The organism is Myxococcus sp. AS-1-15 (assembly GCF_020037055.1).
GTDB classification, from domain to species: Bacteria; Myxococcota; Myxococcia; order Myxococcales; family Myxococcaceae; genus Myxococcus; species Myxococcus fulvus.
Map to the genome: position 1 here is coordinate 16,013 of NZ_JAIQDF010000015.1, position 16,130 is coordinate 32,142.

General features: G+C 71.0%; 13 protein-coding genes. All 13 read right to left on the reverse strand.

Annotated features, from left to right (window positions below; all coding sequences use genetic code 11):
- Positions 1–17 precede the first annotated feature (17 nt).
- Positions 18–1,331: an adenylosuccinate lyase gene (gene purB, locus K8625_RS32560; RefSeq protein WP_223748802.1), complete on the reverse strand. Its 1,314-nt coding sequence runs from the start codon at positions 1,329–1,331 to the stop codon at positions 18–20.
- Positions 1,328–2,272, reverse strand: coding sequence for an ABC transporter substrate-binding protein (locus tag K8625_RS32565; protein ID WP_223748801.1), 945 nt, complete (start codon positions 2,270–2,272; stop codon positions 1,328–1,330). The genes purB and K8625_RS32565 overlap by 4 nt, the downstream gene beginning before the upstream one ends.
- On the reverse strand, positions 2,269–4,866 hold the full coding sequence (locus tag K8625_RS32570; protein WP_223784917.1) for an SUMF1/EgtB/PvdO family nonheme iron enzyme: 2,598 nt from the start codon (positions 4,864–4,866) through the stop codon (positions 2,269–2,271). The genes K8625_RS32565 and K8625_RS32570 overlap by 4 nt, the downstream gene beginning before the upstream one ends.
- Before the next feature lie 119 nt (positions 4,867–4,985).
- On the reverse strand, positions 4,986–5,441 hold the full coding sequence (gene dut / locus K8625_RS32575; RefSeq protein WP_141329878.1) for a dUTP diphosphatase: 456 nt from the start codon (positions 5,439–5,441) through the stop codon (positions 4,986–4,988).
- A gap of 121 nt (positions 5,442–5,562) precedes the next feature.
- A complete protein-coding gene (locus K8625_RS32580; RefSeq protein WP_223784918.1) occupies positions 5,563–6,573 on the reverse strand; it encodes a M23 family metallopeptidase in 1,011 nt (336 codons plus the stop codon).
- Positions 6,574–6,582: 9 nt separating this feature from the next.
- Entirely contained in the window at positions 6,583–7,371 is a 789-nt protein-coding gene (locus K8625_RS32585) for a hypothetical protein (RefSeq protein ID WP_223748974.1), read from the reverse strand.
- A 163-nt stretch (positions 7,372–7,534) separates the two neighbouring features.
- Positions 7,535–9,703, reverse strand: a complete 2,169-nt coding sequence (gene pnp, locus K8625_RS32590) for a polyribonucleotide nucleotidyltransferase (protein WP_223748798.1) — start codon at positions 9,701–9,703, stop codon at positions 7,535–7,537.
- A 374-nt stretch (positions 9,704–10,077) separates the two neighbouring features.
- Positions 10,078–10,347 carry a 30S ribosomal protein S15 gene (gene rpsO / locus K8625_RS32595; RefSeq protein ID WP_044279503.1) on the reverse strand — a complete coding sequence of 90 codons (270 nt, stop codon included), beginning with the start codon at positions 10,345–10,347 and terminating at the stop codon, positions 10,078–10,080.
- A 211-nt stretch (positions 10,348–10,558) separates the two neighbouring features.
- Entirely contained in the window at positions 10,559–11,431 is an 873-nt protein-coding gene (gene truB, locus K8625_RS32600; RefSeq protein WP_223748797.1) for a tRNA pseudouridine(55) synthase TruB, read from the reverse strand.
- Between the two features lie 32 nt (positions 11,432–11,463).
- Positions 11,464–11,823 carry a 30S ribosome-binding factor RbfA gene (rbfA, locus tag K8625_RS32605; RefSeq protein ID WP_046712244.1) on the reverse strand — a complete coding sequence of 120 codons (360 nt, stop codon included), beginning with the start codon at positions 11,821–11,823 and terminating at the stop codon, positions 11,464–11,466.
- Positions 11,820–12,437, reverse strand: coding sequence for a DUF503 domain-containing protein (locus tag K8625_RS32610; protein WP_141329850.1), 618 nt, complete (start codon positions 12,435–12,437; stop codon positions 11,820–11,822). The genes rbfA and K8625_RS32610 overlap by 4 nt, the downstream gene beginning before the upstream one ends.
- 111 nt (positions 12,438–12,548) lie before the next feature.
- Entirely contained in the window at positions 12,549–15,746 is a 3,198-nt protein-coding gene (gene infB, locus K8625_RS32615) for a translation initiation factor IF-2 (RefSeq protein ID WP_223784919.1), read from the reverse strand.
- Positions 15,747–15,883: 137 nt separating this feature from the next.
- A complete protein-coding gene (locus K8625_RS32620) occupies positions 15,884–16,102 on the reverse strand; it encodes a YlxR family RNase P modulator (protein WP_141330374.1) in 219 nt (72 codons plus the stop codon).
- Between the last annotated feature and the right edge of the window lie 28 nt (positions 16,103–16,130).

Below are 16,130 nucleotides of genomic sequence, written 5' to 3' on the forward strand. Positions count from 1 at the left end.
GCGCGGCCGGGAGCGACCTACTCGCTCCGGCCGAAGACGCGGCGGAAGATGTCGTCCATGTGCCGCGTGTGGTAGCCCGGGGAGAAGCAGTCGTTGATCTCCTCGGGCGTCATCATCTTGAGCAGGTCCGCGTCCGCGAGCAGCGCCTGCCGGAAGTCCACACCCTGCTCGTAGAGCTTCATCGCGTTGCGCTGGACGATGACGTAGGCGGCCTGTCGGTCCATGCCCTTGCGCGCCAGCTCCAGGAGCAGCCGCTGCGAGTTCACCACGCCGCCGAGCAGCTCCAGGTTCTTCTTCATCTGCTCGGGGTAGACGCGCAGGTCCTCCATCAGCCGCGCGAAGCGCACCAGCATGAAGTCCGCGAGGATGGTGGCGTCCGGGCCGATGACGCGCTCCACGGACGAGTGCGAGATGTCGCGCTCGTGCCACAGCGCCACGTCCTCCATGGCGCTCACCGCGTAGCCGCGGAGCAGGCGCGCCAGTCCCGTGAGGTTCTCCGAGAGGATGGGGTTGCGCTTGTGGGGCATCGCGCTGGAGCCCTTCTGCCCGGCGGTGAAGGGCTCCTCCGCCTCGCGCACCTCGGTGCGCTGCAGGTGGCGGATCTCCACCGCGAACTTCTCGATGCTCGCGCCGAGCAGCGCCAGCGCCGTGAAGAACTCCGCGTGCCGGTCACGCTGCACCACCTGGCTGGAGGCGGGGGCGTGCTTCAGGCCCAGCTTCGCGCAGACGCGCTCCTCCACGGCCGGAGGCAGGTGCGCGAAGGTGCCCACCGCGCCGGAGATCTTCCCCACGGCGATGCTCTCACGCGCGTGGAGCAGGCGCGTGCGCGCGCGGCCCAGCTCGTCGTACCAGATGGCCAGCTTGTGGCCGAACGTCACCGGCTCCGCGTGGATGCCGTGGCTGCGGCCCATCTGCAGCGTGTGCTTGTGCTCGAAGGCGCGCTTCTCCACCGCGGCCCTCACCCGCTCCAGGTCCTGGAGGATGAGGTCCACCGCGTCGCGCAGCGTCAGCGCCAGCGCCGTGTCGAGCACGTCGGAGGACGTCATGCCCAGGTGCAGCCAGCGCGCGCTGGGCCCCACCCGCTCCTCCATGAAGGTGAGGAAGGCGATGACGTCGTGCTTGGTCGTGCGCTCGATGTCCTCGATGCGCGCGGCGTCCTCGGGGGTGAAGTCCCCGGCGCGCGCGACGCAGTCCTCCAGCGCCTCGCGAGGGGCCAGCCCCGCCTCCACCATCCCCTCCAGCGCGGCGAGCTCCACGTCCCGCCAGCGGCGGTAGCGGGCCACGTCGGACCAGAGGTTGGACATCTCCTGTCGGCTGTATCGCGGAATCACTCGTAGACCTTCACGGCAAAGTCCTTCCGCGCCGCGAACCGGAGCAGCTCCAGTACGGACTCGGAGGACGGACCCAACTTCCTGGCGGTGCTGAGGTTGACGGACAGGTCCAACCCCTCGGGCTGCGCCACCGCCAGCGCTCCCGGGTCGACCTTCTCGTGGATGATGCGGTTGGCCAGCCGGCCCGCCTGCAGACCGATGGTCAGCGGGCTGGGGGACAGGGCCAGCGTGGCGCCCTCCTTCACCTGGCTGGGGGTGAGCGCGACGAGCGGCAGCCGCTTCGCGTGCGTGAAGGCGATGAGCTCCTGCACCACGGCCGCGTTGCCCACCGTCTTGTCAGCCACCATCAGCATCGCGTCGACCCGGCCCGCGGCGCCCTCGAGCGCCTTGGCCACCTTGCCCGGCGAGTCCACCTCCAGCGCGAGGATGGACAGGCCCCGCGCGGCGGCGGCGGCCTGCGCCAGCGCCACCGTGCTCGCGGAGAAGCGCGGGTCGTGCACCATGCCCACGCGCTTGGCCTTGGGCGCCACCGCGAGCAGCCCCTCCAGCTCCGGCCCCAGGTCACTGGTGAGCGAGATGCCGGTGACGTTGGGGCCCTCCAGGCCGTACTTCTCGTAGTACGGCACCATGGCGAAGAGGACGGGCACGTCCTCGCCCAGCGAGCGGCGGGCGGCGTTGGCGGCCAGCGGGCCCAGCGCCAGGATGAGCGCCGGCTTCTGCGCCGCCAGCTTCTTGAAGATGCGCGCGGCCGCGCCCGGACTCTCGTCGAGCGTCATCTCCTGGACCTCGGCGCGCGCCTCCGCGGAGAAGCCCGCGAGCAGCGAGGTGTAGGGCGCCAGGTTGGCGGACTTCACCGCCACCACCTGCGGACGGCCGCCCTTCTGGGCCCAGGCCAGCGCGGGCGCCAGACAGAGCAGGAGCGCGAGGGCCAGGCGGCTCATGGCTGCGTGCTCGTGCAGCAGCGGAAGCCCACCGTGGCGGAGGCCTTCTCGGGAGGGCCGAAGGCGCGCGCGCTGCAGCGCGACTCCTCGTAGTGCTGGTTGAAGGCGCCGCCCCGCTGGACGACCCCCTTCTGCCCGATTCGGGCCGAGGTCCACTCGGCCGCGTTGCCGGAGAGGTCCACCACCCCATAGCCCGACACGCAGCCGGGGTGTGCCCCAGAGGGAGCGAGCGCCGTCTCCGACTCGACCCGATTGACCTTGGCGTTGCACGTGCCCTGAACGTAATCGTTGCCGTGCGGGAAGCGCGCGTGGCCCGGTCCCTTGCATGCCTTCTCCCACTCGTCCTCGCTGCACAGGCGCTTGCCCCCGGCCTCGCACAGCGACTTGGCCTTCTCCCAGGTGACGCTCACCGTGGGGAGCGCGCCCGACTGGTTCGGGTGCTCGAACTCGTCGATGCAGAAGGAGGGCAGCTGGACGCTCTCCTGGTCGGGCTCGTCCACCTTCGCCAGGTTGTCCAGCTTGGACTTGCCTCGCCGGAAGGCGCCACCACTCACCAGCCGCATCTCCGGCGGACACTTGTCCGCGAGCGCGACGACGGGTGGCGCATCCACGTCAGTGCCCGGGTTCCCCGTCGCGAGCGCCGACGGGACCGGCGCCTGGGCCTTCGCGGCCTGACGCGCCTCCCAGTAGCGCAGGAACAGGAAGCCACCGCCACCGCCCAGCGCGAGCCCGCCGACAATCAGCACCGCCATCCACACGAACATGGAGCGACGCCGCGCGGACGAGGACTTCTGGGGCCGGGTGGCGCGCTGGGTGGGCGCGATACGCGGCCCCGTGCGAGCGCCCGACATCGACGGGGAGCCATCGAGGGAGCGCGGCGCGGTGCGGGCGCCGGACATCGCGGGCGTGGTCTCCAACGTGCGAGCCGTCCGGATGCTCGGCACCGGCACCGCCGGCGCCGCGTCCAGCGTGCGCGCCAGCGGTCTGCCCGCGGGCGCGGCGCGGGGCCCCGAGTCGGAAGGCCCGGGCTCCTGCTCCTCCCCCGACGACGGCGCCCGCTGCGACGAGCGGGGCTGCGCCAAGGCCGCCTGCCCCGAGCCCCGTGGCGCCGGCCGCGCCGAGGGCTGCCCCGGCTGCGAGGGCTCCGCGGCCGGGGAGCGCGCGAAGATGATGGACTCCGGCGAGCCTCGTGCCCCCGCCGGAGCGGAGGGCTCCGCGGCGGACGAGCGCGCGAAGATGACCGGCTCCGACGCGCCTCGCGACCCCGCGACGGGGGCCGGCTCCGCGGCCGGGGAGCGCGCGAAGATGATGGACTCCGGCGAGCCCCGGGCGCCCGCGGGAGGCTCGGCGCGCGCGGACTCCGTGGCGGCCTTCGCCGCGGACGCGGTGATGAACGGCAGCGCCTGCTCGGTGAGGTGTTGATGGGACGCGGTGGGGTTGGCGCCGATGATGGCGGCCAGCGTCGCGGCGTCGAGCGGCTGGGTGGCGTCCGGCGGAGGCGGCTCCTCCTCGTGCGACGTGGCCCGGGGCGGGATGCTCACGCTGCCCGTGGCCGCCGGCATCATGCCCGTGGGCACCGGCGGCGGAGGCCGGGCCGACATGCGGATGGCCGCGGCCTGCGCCGAGCCCGAGGGCGGAGGCACGCCACGCACGCGCGTGACGACGGCGGGCGGGGAGCGCGAGAGGATGCTGGCGAACTCGGCGTGCAGCTCGCCGGCCGACTTCGGCCGCGCCAGCGGATTGATGTTGAGCGCGCGGCGGTAGAGCGCCTCGAAGGAGGTGGGCAGGTCCGGGTGCAGCGACGTCAGCCCCGGCACCACGCCCTCGGTGGGGACCAGGCCGGTGAGCATCTCGCCCATGATGACGCCCAGCGAGTACACGTCCATGCGCGTGTCCAGCTCACCGCCCGCGACGTACTCCGGAGCGATGTAGACCTCCGCGCGGTGGCTCTTCTGCGCCTGGACGAAGGGCAGCTGCGGCACGGCGAGCCCCAGGCCGTAGTCCGTCACCTTCAGCAGGTCCGGCAGGACGATGACGTTCTCGGGCTTGAGGTCGGAGTGCGGGCCGAAGCGGTGGGCCGCGTCGAGCGCCGCCGCCATCTGCGCGAGCAGCGGCTCCACGTCCTTGAGCGAGAAGAGCTGCCCGCGCGAGGCGCGCTGCTCCATCATCCGCCGCAGCGTCATGCCCTCCAGGAGCTGCATGGTGAAGAAGGGCCGCTCGCCGTCGAGCCCCTCCTCGTAGACGCGCAGCAGGTTCGGGTGGTTGAGCTTCTTGCCCACCCGCATGGAGAACGAGAACTGGGTGCGCTCCTCGGGCTGTTGGACCAGGCGCGGGTGCACCGTCTTCAGGGCGACCTCGACGTCGATCTCCTGGTCCTGCGCGCGGAAGACGAAGCCCATGGGGCCGGAGCCCACCACCTCCTGGATGGCGTAGCGGCCGGCGAGGACGTCCCCCGGCTTGTAGGGGGCGCCTTCCAATCCACGCTTGCGAGCGACGCCGGCCGCCTGGCGAGCGGTCGCGTCGTACTTCATCCCGCAGGTGGGACAGGTGTCGGTCGTCTCGGGGACGTGGCTGCCGCAGCGGTAGCAGAGCAAAGCAGTCGGACTCCAGGGGCCGGTCGAGGGGGACCGCAGGCGGGGACGCGGTCCAGGCCTCTTATTCTGCACGCTCCCCTGTCATCAAGGAACGATGCCGGGGCCTTCCGACGAACGGCCTAGCGGCCGGTGGAGCCGAAACCATTCCCCCCCCGCGCCGTCGCGTCGAGGACCTCGACTTCCGACAGGCCGACGGAGGTCACCGGCGCCACCACCAGCTGGGCCACCCGGTCGCCCCGACGCAGGGTGAAGGGCTCGCTGGAGAGGTTGACCAGCAGGACCTGCACCTCCCCCCGGTAGTCCGCGTCCACCGTCCCGGGCGCGTTGAGCAGCGTCACCCCGTGGCGCAGCGCCAGCCCGGAGCGGGGCCGCACCTGCCCCTCGTAGCCCGGGGGCAACCCCAGCGCGAGCCCCGTGGGCACCGCCATCCGCTCCAGGGGCCGGAGCACCCGCTCCCCGTCGATGTCGGCGCGCAGGTCCAGCCCGGCGGCGAGCTCCGTCTCGTAGCGGGGAAGCGGCAAGGGCTCCGGATGCGCCCGCACACGGCGCACCTGCACAATCAAGGGCGAGGCCATGGCGTGGATGTACCACACGCCTGCCCCGTCTCCAGTTCCCGCGCCGACGTCACGGGTTGTCCCCGGAAGGGACGACAGGCTCGGGCAGGCTTCCAGGTCCGGAAGCCCGGCCCGGACGCGCTCAGGGCGCGGTGTCCTGGGACATGGCGCGCACCGTGGCGCGGAACTTGAGCGGGTCCATGGGCCGGGAGGCCAGCTCGAGCTGATAGTGCAGATGAGGTCCGGTGGAGCGCCCGGTGTTGCCGGAGCGGGCGATGAGCTGCCCCCGCGTCACCTTCTCGCCCACCCGCACCAGCAGCTCCGAGTTGTGGCAGTACGCCGTCGTCACCCCGCGCCCGTGGTCCAGGACGAGCACGCGGCCGTTCACCGCGTCCTCGCTCGCGCGCCGCACCACGGCTTCGGCCACCGCGGAGACCTCCGTGCCGACGGGCACGCCCAGGTCCACGCCCGTGTGCAGCTTCCGGGTGCCCAGCACGGGGTGGTGGCGCTCGCCGAAGGGGCTCGTCACGCGGGCGCTCTCGTACACGGGCCAGCCCAGGCCGAACGTCGTGGACAAGGCGAGCGCCTGCGCCGCGCCGACGGACGCCCCCTCGAAGCCCGGCGGCAGCTGACGGTTCAGCGCCTCCAGCGTCGGAGCGCGCCCCTCCGCCGCCACGCGCTCCACGGCATAGCGTGCGGGGACGCGGCCGACGAAGAGGGCGGCCAGCCGCGCCTCCTCCTGGGGGAAGTCCCCTGCCAGCGCCGCGTGCAGCCTGCGCGCGGCGCGAGGGCCCTCCACCGGGTCCAGCAGCGTCGTCATCGGGATGCCCAGCTCCTGGGCCAGCGTCAAGGAGGGCTCGCGCGCCCGCGCATCCAGGCCCTTGAGCGCCAGGTGCGTGCCCCACGCCAGGGCCTCGGCGTCCGTCAGCGGACGCACGATGGAGACTTCGGGCGCGAGCACGGGCGCCGCCAGCGAGGTGCCCGTCACGCCGTCGTAGTACGCGAGCAGCGGGCGCGCGGTGCTCTTCGTGGAGAAGGCCCACGCGGAGGCCTTGCGCACCAGCGCGCCCGCGGGCGTGTGGTGGTACGCCGTCCACACGCACAGCACCGCCATCAAGAAGTCCAGCAGGCCTCGGGCCTGGCGCGGAAACATGTCGGGCCCCTAGCGAAGGAAGGACAGCAGTGGAGAGGCGTCCAGCACCGCGGCCACCGCCAGCGGCGCCACCACCGCGCACCCGAGCAGGCCGCGGGTGAAGGCCTTGCGTCCGGACACGCTCGCGCAGGCCTCGTCCGCGTGCTGGAGGTTTCGCAGCACCGCGCGCCAGCCCAGCGTGGCCAGCACGCCCACGAGCACCACGAGCGCCAGTCCGCGCGCGCCCCCGTCCGCCACGCGGTCTCCCATCAGCTCGCGCCAGGAGAGGTACACCGTGCCCTGGAGGAGCCGCGCCACCGTGCACGCGCCCGCCACCACCACCGCCGCCGTGGACAGGGGCCGGAGCCACCGCATGGGCGTGGGCTGACGCAGACACCGCCGCCACAACGCGCGCCACGAGGGCTGGGCCTGCTTCCCCTCCAGCGCCACGCGCCACGCCTCCGCGGGCCTGGCGGCCGCCGCCTCGCGGTAGCCCAGCGCGGGCAGCGCCAGCACCAGGTCCGCGGCCAGCTCCCACAGGAGGGCCAGGGCCCGCGCGATCTCCGTGCGCAGCTCCAGCGACACCCACTCCACCATGGGCGCCGTCAAATCGTAGCGGCCCACCACCCCGTCGAAGGCCGCGTCCGCGCGGTCCACCAGCGACAAGAGCCGGTCATCCAGCGTGTCGGCCGCCGCGTGCACGCCCACCGCGACGAGCGCGAGCAGCCCCAGCGGCATGAACGCCCACCGGAAGGCCCCCAACAGGCGCGAGACGTCGGTGACGAATCCAGTGGAGCTGGGCGGTGGAGCAGGCGGCAACAGGGCCTCCGGGAAGCGGGGCTCGCACCTCCAACGCACGCGCCCCCCGTCCAGGTCTAAGCCAGTCTCCCCGGAAACGAAAACACCCCCTCCCGCGCGAGTGGCGGAAGGGGGTGCGAGGCTGCCCGGAGGCCCTACGAGCGGGCCCGGGTGCCCAGGGGCATCACGCCTTGGCGTTGGGCTGCGTGGCCTCGGGAGACGGCTGGGCGGCGACCGCGTCGGCCGCGCCCTGCTGGGCCGCCGCGCGCTCCGCCATCGCCTCCTTGCGCGACAGGCGGATCTTGCCCGTCTTGTCGATGCTGACGACCTTCACCAGCACCTCGTCGCCCTCCTTCAGCACGTCGGAGACGCTCTTGACGCGCTTGTCGGACAGCTCGGAGATGTGGATGAGGCCGTCGGTGCCCGGGAACAGCTCCACGAAGGCGCCGAACTCGGCGATCTTCCGCACCGTGCCCGTGTAGATCTTCCCGATCTCCGCCTCGCGGGTCAGCGCCTGGATCATCGCGATGGCGGCCTTCACGGCCTCGCCGTTCGCGCTGGCGATGTCCACCCGGCCGGAGTCCTCGATGTTAATCGCCGCGCCGGTGCGCGCGATGATGTCCTTGATGACCTTGCCGCCCGGCCCGATGACGTTCTTGATGAACTCGGGACGAATCTGGATGGTCGTGATGCGAGGAGCGTACTGGCTGATCTCCTTGCGCGGCTGCGCCAGCGTCTTGAGCATCTCATCCAGGATGTGGAGGCGGCCCTGACGCGCCTGCTCCAGCGCGCGGCTCATGATCTCCGTGGTGAGACCGGTGATCTTGATGTCCATCTGGATGGAGGTGATGCCCTTGGTGGTGCCGCACACCTTGAAGTCCATGTCGCCCAGGTGGTCCTCGTCACCGAGGATGTCGGACAGGATGGCGATCTTCTCGCCCTCCTTCACCAGGCCCATGGCGATGCCGGCCACCGGCGACTTGATGGGGACGCCCGCGTCCATCAGCGCCAGCGTGCCACCGCACACGGAGGCCATGGAGGAGGAGCCGTTGGACTCGAGGATGTCGGAGACGAGGCGCACCGTGTACGGGAACGACTCGCTCTTGGGCACCATGTTGCGCAGCGCGCGCTCCGCCAGCGCGCCGTGGCCGATTTCACGACGGCCCGGGCCGCGCAGCGGCTTGGTCTCGTTCACGCTGAACGGGGGGAAGTTGTAGTGCAGCATGAAGCGCTTGAAGGACATGCCTCCGAGCATCTCCAGGCGCTGCTCGTCCTCGCTGGTGCCCAGCGTCGCGACCACGAGCGCCTGCGTCTCGCCACGGGTGAACACCGCGCTGCCGTGGGTGCGCGGGAGCACGCCCACCTCGCACGTGATGGAGCGGACCACGTCGTGGCCACGGTCGCCGATGCGGCCACCGTTGACCGTCATCTCGCGCATGTGCTCGTACTTGAGGTCTTCCACCACCTGCTTGGCGTGCTTCTCCACCAGCGGCGTGTAGGCCTCCGCGAGCTGCTCCTTGAGCTTGGCGAGCGTCTCCTTCTTCGTCTTGGAGAGCGCCTCGTAGCGCGCGCCCTTCTCCTTGATGGCGTAGCCGGCCTTGATGCCGTCCATCGACAGCTCGCGCACCTTGCCGCGCAGGGCCTCGTCCACGGAGGCCGGCTTGTCGAACGAGCGCACCTGCTTGTTCAGCGCGCGGCGCAGCTCGTCCTGCAGGTCCAACGCGGGCTGGGCGGACTGGAAGCCGAACTCCAGCGCGGCGACCATGTCGGGCTCGGACACCTCCTCCGCGCCACCCTCCACCATGACGATGGCCTTGCGGCTGACCGCCATGACCAGGTCCAGGTCGCTCTGCTCACGCTGCTTCGCGGTGGGGTTGGCCACCAGCTGACCGCCCACGCGGCCCACGCGGATGCCCGCGAGGGGGCCGTCGAACGGGATGTCCGACACCCACAGCGCCGCGGAGGCGCCGGTGATGCCGTGCACGTCGCCCTCGTTCTCCGGGTCCGCGGAGATGACGCTGGCGATGATCTGCGTCTCGTACGCGTAGCCTTCCGGGAACAGCGGACGCATGGAGCGGTCCACGATGCGGCTGGCCAGCGTCTCCTTCTCCGTCAGCCGGCCCTCGCGCTTGAAGTAGCTGCCGGGGATGCGACCCGCCGAGTACAGCTTCTCCTGGTACTCCACCGTCAGCGGCAGGAAGTCGATGTCCTTCTTCTCCCGCGCGCTCACCGCCGTCACGAGCAGCATGGTGTCGCCATAGCGGACCACCACGGAGCCATCGGCCTGCTTGGCCAGACGGCCCGTCTCGATGCTCAGCTCGCTCTCGCCAATCTTGACGCTCTTCTTCAACATGTCCTTGCCTCGGTATTGCTTCGGGCGAGGACCCCACCGCACGCACCCGGTCCAGGACAAATGGACCCGGCACCCCGGGAGGGCCCTCGGGGTGTATGAGCGGTCGCCAAGGCCCGAAAAGGCACATGACAGGCAACCGCCAGCCTGTACTGCGGAAGGGCGCTTGCGGAGCGCCGGAGGGATGTCCCGGAACTTTTGATCCCTGATCGCACCGGCCGACCTCACACCCCAGGTCAGCCGGTCCGAACGGAAACCAAAACCTCCGACGGCACCACTCCCTCGCCCGCCACCACCCACCGCGACTCGAACTGCTTCGTCCTTCTCAAACGCGCGGGGCGCTGGTTGAACCAGCGCCCCGTTTGCTGCCGAGATGCCTACTTGCGGATGCCGAGGCCCTCGATGAGCTTCTTGTACCGGGTGACGTCCTTCGACTTCAGGTAGTCCAGAAGCCGACGACGCTGACCGACCAGCTTCAGCAGACCGCGGCGGGAGTGGTGGTCCTTCTTGTGCGTCTTGAAGTGCTCGGTGAGCATGTTGATGCGCTCGGACAGCAGCGCCACCTGCACCTCGGGGGACCCGGTGTCAGACTCGTGGGTCCTGAACTTCGTCACCAGCTCCGACTTGCGCTCCTGATGCAGCGACATGTGATTCTCGTCCTTCTGTCCCGCTCCGGCGTGGATACCACTTGAGTCACCCAGGTCCGCGGAGGGGTACAGACCGGGTCTCATGCTCATGCTTCTAACGAGCGGGGGGCTTATAAGCTTCGCCCTACCCAGGGTCAACCTTGGACGCCTGCCCGTGCGCCCCCCAGGCCTGGGAGCGTGAGAAGACGCACAACCCGGGGCAAAGGGGCGCCTAGACGAGCACCCGCAGGTAGCGCAGCCGCCCGCCCACGCCCTCGGCCACGGCGAGCAGCGCGCCGTCCGGTCCCATCACCCGCACGCGGCCGGGCTTGAGCGAGGCGGGGACCTCCACCGGGACACCGTGGGAGACGCGGCGCGCCTCGTCCGCGTTCACCCGCACCTCGGGCATGTCCACCAGCGCGTCGGAGAGCGACACCAGCCGCGGGGCCAGGAGGCCCTCCTTCGCCAGGGACGCCACGTCCGTCAGGGGCAGCGCCCGCGCCAGCGTGAAAGGCCCGCTGGAGGTGCGACGCAGCGCTTCCAGGTGCGCCCCGCAGCCCAGCGCGCGGCCCAGGTCGAACGCCAGGGTGCGCACGAAGAAGCCCTTGGAGCAGCGCACGGACAGGTGGAGCCGGTCCGCGGAGAAGTCGCGCAGCACCAGCTCGTACACCGTCACCTGGCGGGCGGCGCGCTCCACCTCTTCACCCGCGCGGGCCAGCTCGTACAGGCGCTTGCCGGCCACCTTCACCGCCGAATACATGGGCGGCACCTGCTCGAAGGGCCCCCGGAAGCGCGCGAGCGCGGCCTCCAGCAGCGCGGGCGTCAGCGCGGGCACCGGCGCCCGGGCCGTCACCTGCCCTTCCGCGTCCTGGGTGTCCGTCTCCGCGCCCAGGCGCACCGTGGCGTCGTAGGCCTTGTCGCCCTCGGTGATGAAGCCCGCCACCTTGGTGGCCTCCCCCAGACACAGGGGCAGCACCCCGGTGGCCATGGGGTCCAGGGTCCCCGTGTGGCCCACCTTCTTCAGCTTGAGCAGCGAGCGCACCTGTCGCACCACGTCGAAGGACGTGGGGCCAGTGGGCTTGTCGATGACGAGGACGCCGTCCATGTCCGCTCAATATTGTGGGGCTGGCGCCAGAACTACCAGCCTTCCTTGCTCCGGACCTCGCGCAGCAGACGGTCGATCTTGTCGCCCTCGCCGACAGACTCGTCGAAGGAGAAGAAGACCTCGGGCGACACCCGCAGGTTGACGGCCTCGGTGACGGCGCGGCGCACGAAGCCCTTGGCCGCCTCCAGCCCCTTCTGCGTCTCGGAGCGCTCCTCGGCCGTGCCCATCATCGAATAGAAGACACGGGCCACGCGCAGGTCGGGGGAGACCTTCACGCCGGTAATCGTGATGAAGCCGATGCGGGGGTCCCGCAGCTCGCCACGGGCCAGCAAGGCCCCCAGCGCCGCCTGGATCTCCTGCCCCACTCGCTCGGGTCGGGAATGCGTCGTCATTTCTTCTCCCAGTCTCGCGGGTTGCGCAGGGCGCGGGCGCGAGCCCGTGCCTCGTCCAGCGTCATCCGTCCACCGCCCGACGGAGACGGGCGGCCCGTACCGGGGCCACCGTCGTTGTCGCCGTCATGACGGCGCTCCCAATCTCCCAACCCCTCGGCTTCCGCCAACGAAGCCCGCTCACCCCTGAGGAAGCGGGCAATCGCCGCCTCCGACTCGGCCGCCGCCTCCTCCGGAGACAGCGCCTCGTCCTCCTCGTCCAACACCTGCCGCGCGGACTTCGCCCCGAGCGAGGAAGCCTGCGAAGGGCCTCCCGCGAAGAGCTGGTCTCCGAAGGCGAGTATCTCCGTCTCCCGCGACATCAGCGGGGCGACGTACATCTCCTCGATGAAGTGGATGACCTTCTCGAGCTGCTCGTCCACGTGGCGGCGCTCGTTGCCCACCACCGAGAGAGCGAGCGTGGCCTTCTGCCAGAGGTCCTGGTCCTCCACCTCCGCCATGGCCACGTTGAAGCGGGCCTTCACCCGGTCCATCACCCGGCGGAGCACCTGCCGCTTCGACTTCAGCGAGCCGCTCTCCGGAATCTGGAGGGTCAGACGTGCGACACCCACGAACATGCCAATCCCCCGGCCTCGGAAGACCCCGCGAAGTCGCGAGGTCTCCCGGGCGAAACCATTCCGGGAAGGTGGGGCCTTCCCGGAGGCGAAGAGGACTCGGTCGAGCGACGACTAGGTGAGGCTCTGCCGGGTCTCCTCGATCTCGTAGGCCTCGATGATGTCGCCGGCCTTGAGGTCGTTGAAGCTCTCGATGCCGATACCGCACTCGAAGCCCTGCGCGACCTCCTTGACGTCGTCCTTGAAGCGCCGCAGCGACGCCATCTTGCCGGAGAACAGCTGCTTGTTCTCGCGCATGAGGCGCACGAAGGCGCCGCGCTTCATCACACCATCCAGCACCGCCGCGCCGGCGATGGTGCCCAGGCGGGGGACGTTGAAGGTGTTGCGGACCTCCGCGCGGCCCAGCTTCTTCTCCGTGCGGATGGGCTCCAGCAGGCCCTCCATCTGCGTGCGCACCCCGTCGATGAGCTCGTAGATGATGGAGTAGCTCTGCAGGGTGACTTCCTGCGCCTTGGCCGCGGCCTCCGCGCCGGACTCCGGGTGCACGTTGAAGCCGAGCACCACGCCCTTGGAGGCGGCCGCGCGCATCACGTCGCCCTCGGTGATGGCGCCCACGCCCGTGTGGACGATCTCCACCTTGACCTTGTGCGTGGACAGCTTCTGGACGGCCTGCTTGACGGCCTCCGCCGAGCCCTGCACGTCCGCCTTGATGACGACGCGCAGCTCCTTGGGGCCACCGCCCGCCTTCGTCTTGGCGAACAGCTGCTCCAGGGACTCGCGGCTGACCTTGGACAGCTCGGTCTGCCGCTCCTTCATGTTGCGGTGCTCGGCGATCTGCTTGGCCGCCTTCTCGTCCGCCACCACGTTGATGGCGTCGCCCGCGCTGGGGACACCGGACAGGCCGATGACCTCCGCGCAGTAGCCCGGCTTGACTTCCTTCACCTGCTCGCCGCGGCTGTTGTTCATCGCGCGGACACGGCCGTAGTGCGAGCCGGTGACGACGGCGTCACCCAGCTTGAGCGTGCCCTCCTGCACCAGCACCGTGGCCACCGGGCCACGGCCGCGGTCCAGCTTGGCCTCGATGATGGCGCCGACCGACGGACGGTTCGGGTTGGACGTGAGCTCGAGGACCTCGGCCTGCAGCGCCAGGTTCTCCAGCAGCAGGTCCAGGTTCTGCTTCGTCTTGGCCGACACGGGCACCATGATGGTGTCGCCGCCCCACTCTTCCGGGGTGAGCTCGTGGTTGGCCAGGTCCTTCTTCACGCGGTCCGGGTTGGCGCCCGGCACGTCCATCTTGTTGATGGCGACGACGATGGGCACCTCGGCCGCCTTCGCGTGCTTGATGGCCTCCACCGTCTGCGGCATCACGCCGTCGTCGGCGGCCACCACCAGCACCACGATGTCCGTCACGTTGGCGCCGCGGGCGCGCATGGACGTGAAGGCCTCGTGACCCGGGGTATCCAGGAAGGTGACGTCACCGCGCGCGGTGGTGATGCTGTACGCGCCGATGTGCTGGGTGATGCCGCCCGCCTCGCCCGACGCCACGTTGGCGCTGCGGATGGCGTCCAGGAGGCTCGTCTTGCCGTGGTCGACGTGGCCCATGATGGTGACGACCGGCGGACGCGGACGCTCGTCCTCGGGACGGGCCTCCACCTCGGGCAGGTAGTCCTCCACCTCGAAGCCCACGCGCTCGACCTTCCACCCGTAGTCGGTGGCGAGGATTTCGGCGGTGTCGGCGTCCACCATCTGGTTCGCCGTGGCCATCTTCCCCTGGCCCATCAGCTTCTTGATGATCTCCGCGGTGCGCACACCCATGCGCTGGCCCAGGTCGGACACCGAGATGCCCTCCTGCAGCTTGATGACCTTCTTCTCCTCGGCCATCTGGGTGATCTGCGTCTTGGCGCCCTTCTTCGTGGGCTTGCGCTTCTTGCCACGGATGGGGATGGTGACGCGGCCCCAGACCATGTCCGTCAGTTCCTGCTTGGACACGCTGGTCGTATCGCCACTGGTGCGCTTGCGCTGGCCCCGCTCCTTGTTCTTGGAGACGTCCACCAGCTCGCGGCCACGGCCCAGGTGGTCCGGGACCACCTTGTACTCACGCCGCTCGGGGATGCCCGCGCGGCCCGGCGCCATGGGGTACTGCTTGGCCTGACCCGCGGTGGGCGTCACGCGCCGCACCTGGATGAGCGGGCGCGAGATGACGACGGCCTGCGTGGCCGTGGGCCGCGCCTGGCCACCCGTGGGGGTCACCTGCGCGTGGGGAACACCGCCCACCATGATGGTGGGCCCCTGCGGCGCGGCGGTGCCGCCGGCCGAGGCCTGCGCCGTCGGAGACGTGCTGGGACGCACCGGACCCTGGCCGGGACGCGCGCCCTGGCCCTGATACGACGGATAGCTCGGACGACCACCGGGGCCACCGGGACGCCCCCCCGGACCGCCGGGACCACCCGGACGCCCACCACCGGGACCGCCCGGACCACCGGGACGTCCACCCGGACCGCCCGGCCCCCCGGGACGTCCACCCGGACCACCGGGCCCACCCGGGCGATTGCCCGGAGGACCGCTCCGCTGCCCGTAGCCCGGCGCGGGGCCTCGGGACACGACGGTCGCGGACGAAGACGGGGAGGAAGGCGTCCGGACAGTCGGCGGAACCGGCGAGCGCGGAGGGGGTTGGGGCAAGTGGGTACTCTCCTGAGAAGGGGGACGAGGCTGCGCGGCGGCAGCGGGAGGGGCGACAGGCGCACGAGGCGCCTCGACCGGGGCATTGGGAGCCTCGGCTGTGACAGGGGATGCGACGGGCGCGGGCGGCTCGGCCACCGTGGAGGCGGGCGGAGTCACGGGCGCGGCGGCGACGGGAGCCGCCTCCGCCACGGGGGCGGGGGCCGACTCGACGGCGGGCGCGGGCGGCTCGACGTGGCGAGGGGGCTCCTCGACGGTCGGCGGGGCCGCTTCGATGGTGTGGCTTGGGGCCTGGGGCGGAGCCTCGGGCGGCAGGGACTCGGGCACACCTTCGTACCCGGCGTCAGCCGACTGGGACTCCATGCCCGCGTCTCCCGACGCGCCGGCGGGGGGGCCCACCTTGCGGCGCACCACGAACCCCTTCGCCGTCACGGGGGGCGCGGCCTGCTTCGGCTTGCGCTTGTCCAAAATCTTCTGGACGGCGGCGGTCGCCTGGTCGTCATCGAGGGAGGACGAATGGCTCTTGACGTCGTACCCGAGCGCGGACAGCTCGTTTACGACCTCCTTGTTGTCGAGCTCAATGCCGTGGCCCTTGAGCTCCTTGGCGATTTCGTGGACGCGCTTCTTCGACATATTGCCCTTGTTGGCCTGCCACACCCGGCGACTCCGGGGCGCAGCACCCTAGCTCAAACCCGAAAATGTGTGCGAGTGGTCCTTAACACCCACTCCCCCCCAACACCCCTCCGCCCTCATGGCGCAGGCTGCTCTGCCTACCCGAGCTGCGACGGGTCTAACAACCCCGCCTTCCCGCGAAAGGCCCTTGCAAATGCCTTCCGCTTCAGCGCTGCCGTCATGCAACCGACACCGCACAGGTAGGCGCCCCGTCCGGGCAGCCGCCGCTCCCTGTCCACCACGATGGCGCCCCCGGGGCCTACCACGAACCGGGTGAGCTCTGCTTGCGGTCGCTTGGACCCGCATCCGACGCACATCCGGACCGGGCCTGACTCCGCGCTTGCT

Coding starts and splice junctions, on each gene's coding strand:
- K8625_RS32565 (WP_223748801.1), bottom strand. CDS start 2,272: ATGAGCCGCCTGGCCCTCGCGCTCCTGCTCTGTCTGGCGCCCGCGCTG.
- dut (WP_141329878.1), bottom strand. CDS start 5,441: ATGGCCTCGCCCTTGATTGTGCAGGTGCGCCGTGTGCGGGCGCATCCG.
- K8625_RS32580 (WP_223784918.1), bottom strand. CDS start 6,573: ATGTTTCCGCGCCAGGCCCGAGGCCTGCTGGACTTCTTGATGGCGGTG.
- pnp (WP_223748798.1), bottom strand. CDS start 9,703: ATGTTGAAGAAGAGCGTCAAGATTGGCGAGAGCGAGCTGAGCATCGAG.
- rpsO (WP_044279503.1), bottom strand. CDS start 10,347: ATGTCGCTGCATCAGGAGCGCAAGTCGGAGCTGGTGACGAAGTTCAGG.
- truB (WP_223748797.1), bottom strand. CDS start 11,431: ATGGACGGCGTCCTCGTCATCGACAAGCCCACTGGCCCCACGTCCTTC.
- rbfA (WP_046712244.1), bottom strand. CDS start 11,823: ATGACGACGCATTCCCGACCCGAGCGAGTGGGGCAGGAGATCCAGGCG.
- K8625_RS32610 (WP_141329850.1), bottom strand. CDS start 12,437: ATGTTCGTGGGTGTCGCACGTCTGACCCTCCAGATTCCGGAGAGCGGC.
- infB (WP_223784919.1), bottom strand. CDS start 15,746: ATGTCGAAGAAGCGCGTCCACGAAATCGCCAAGGAGCTCAAGGGCCAC.
- K8625_RS32620 (WP_141330374.1), bottom strand. CDS start 16,102: ATGTGCGTCGGATGCGGGTCCAAGCGACCGCAAGCAGAGCTCACCCGG.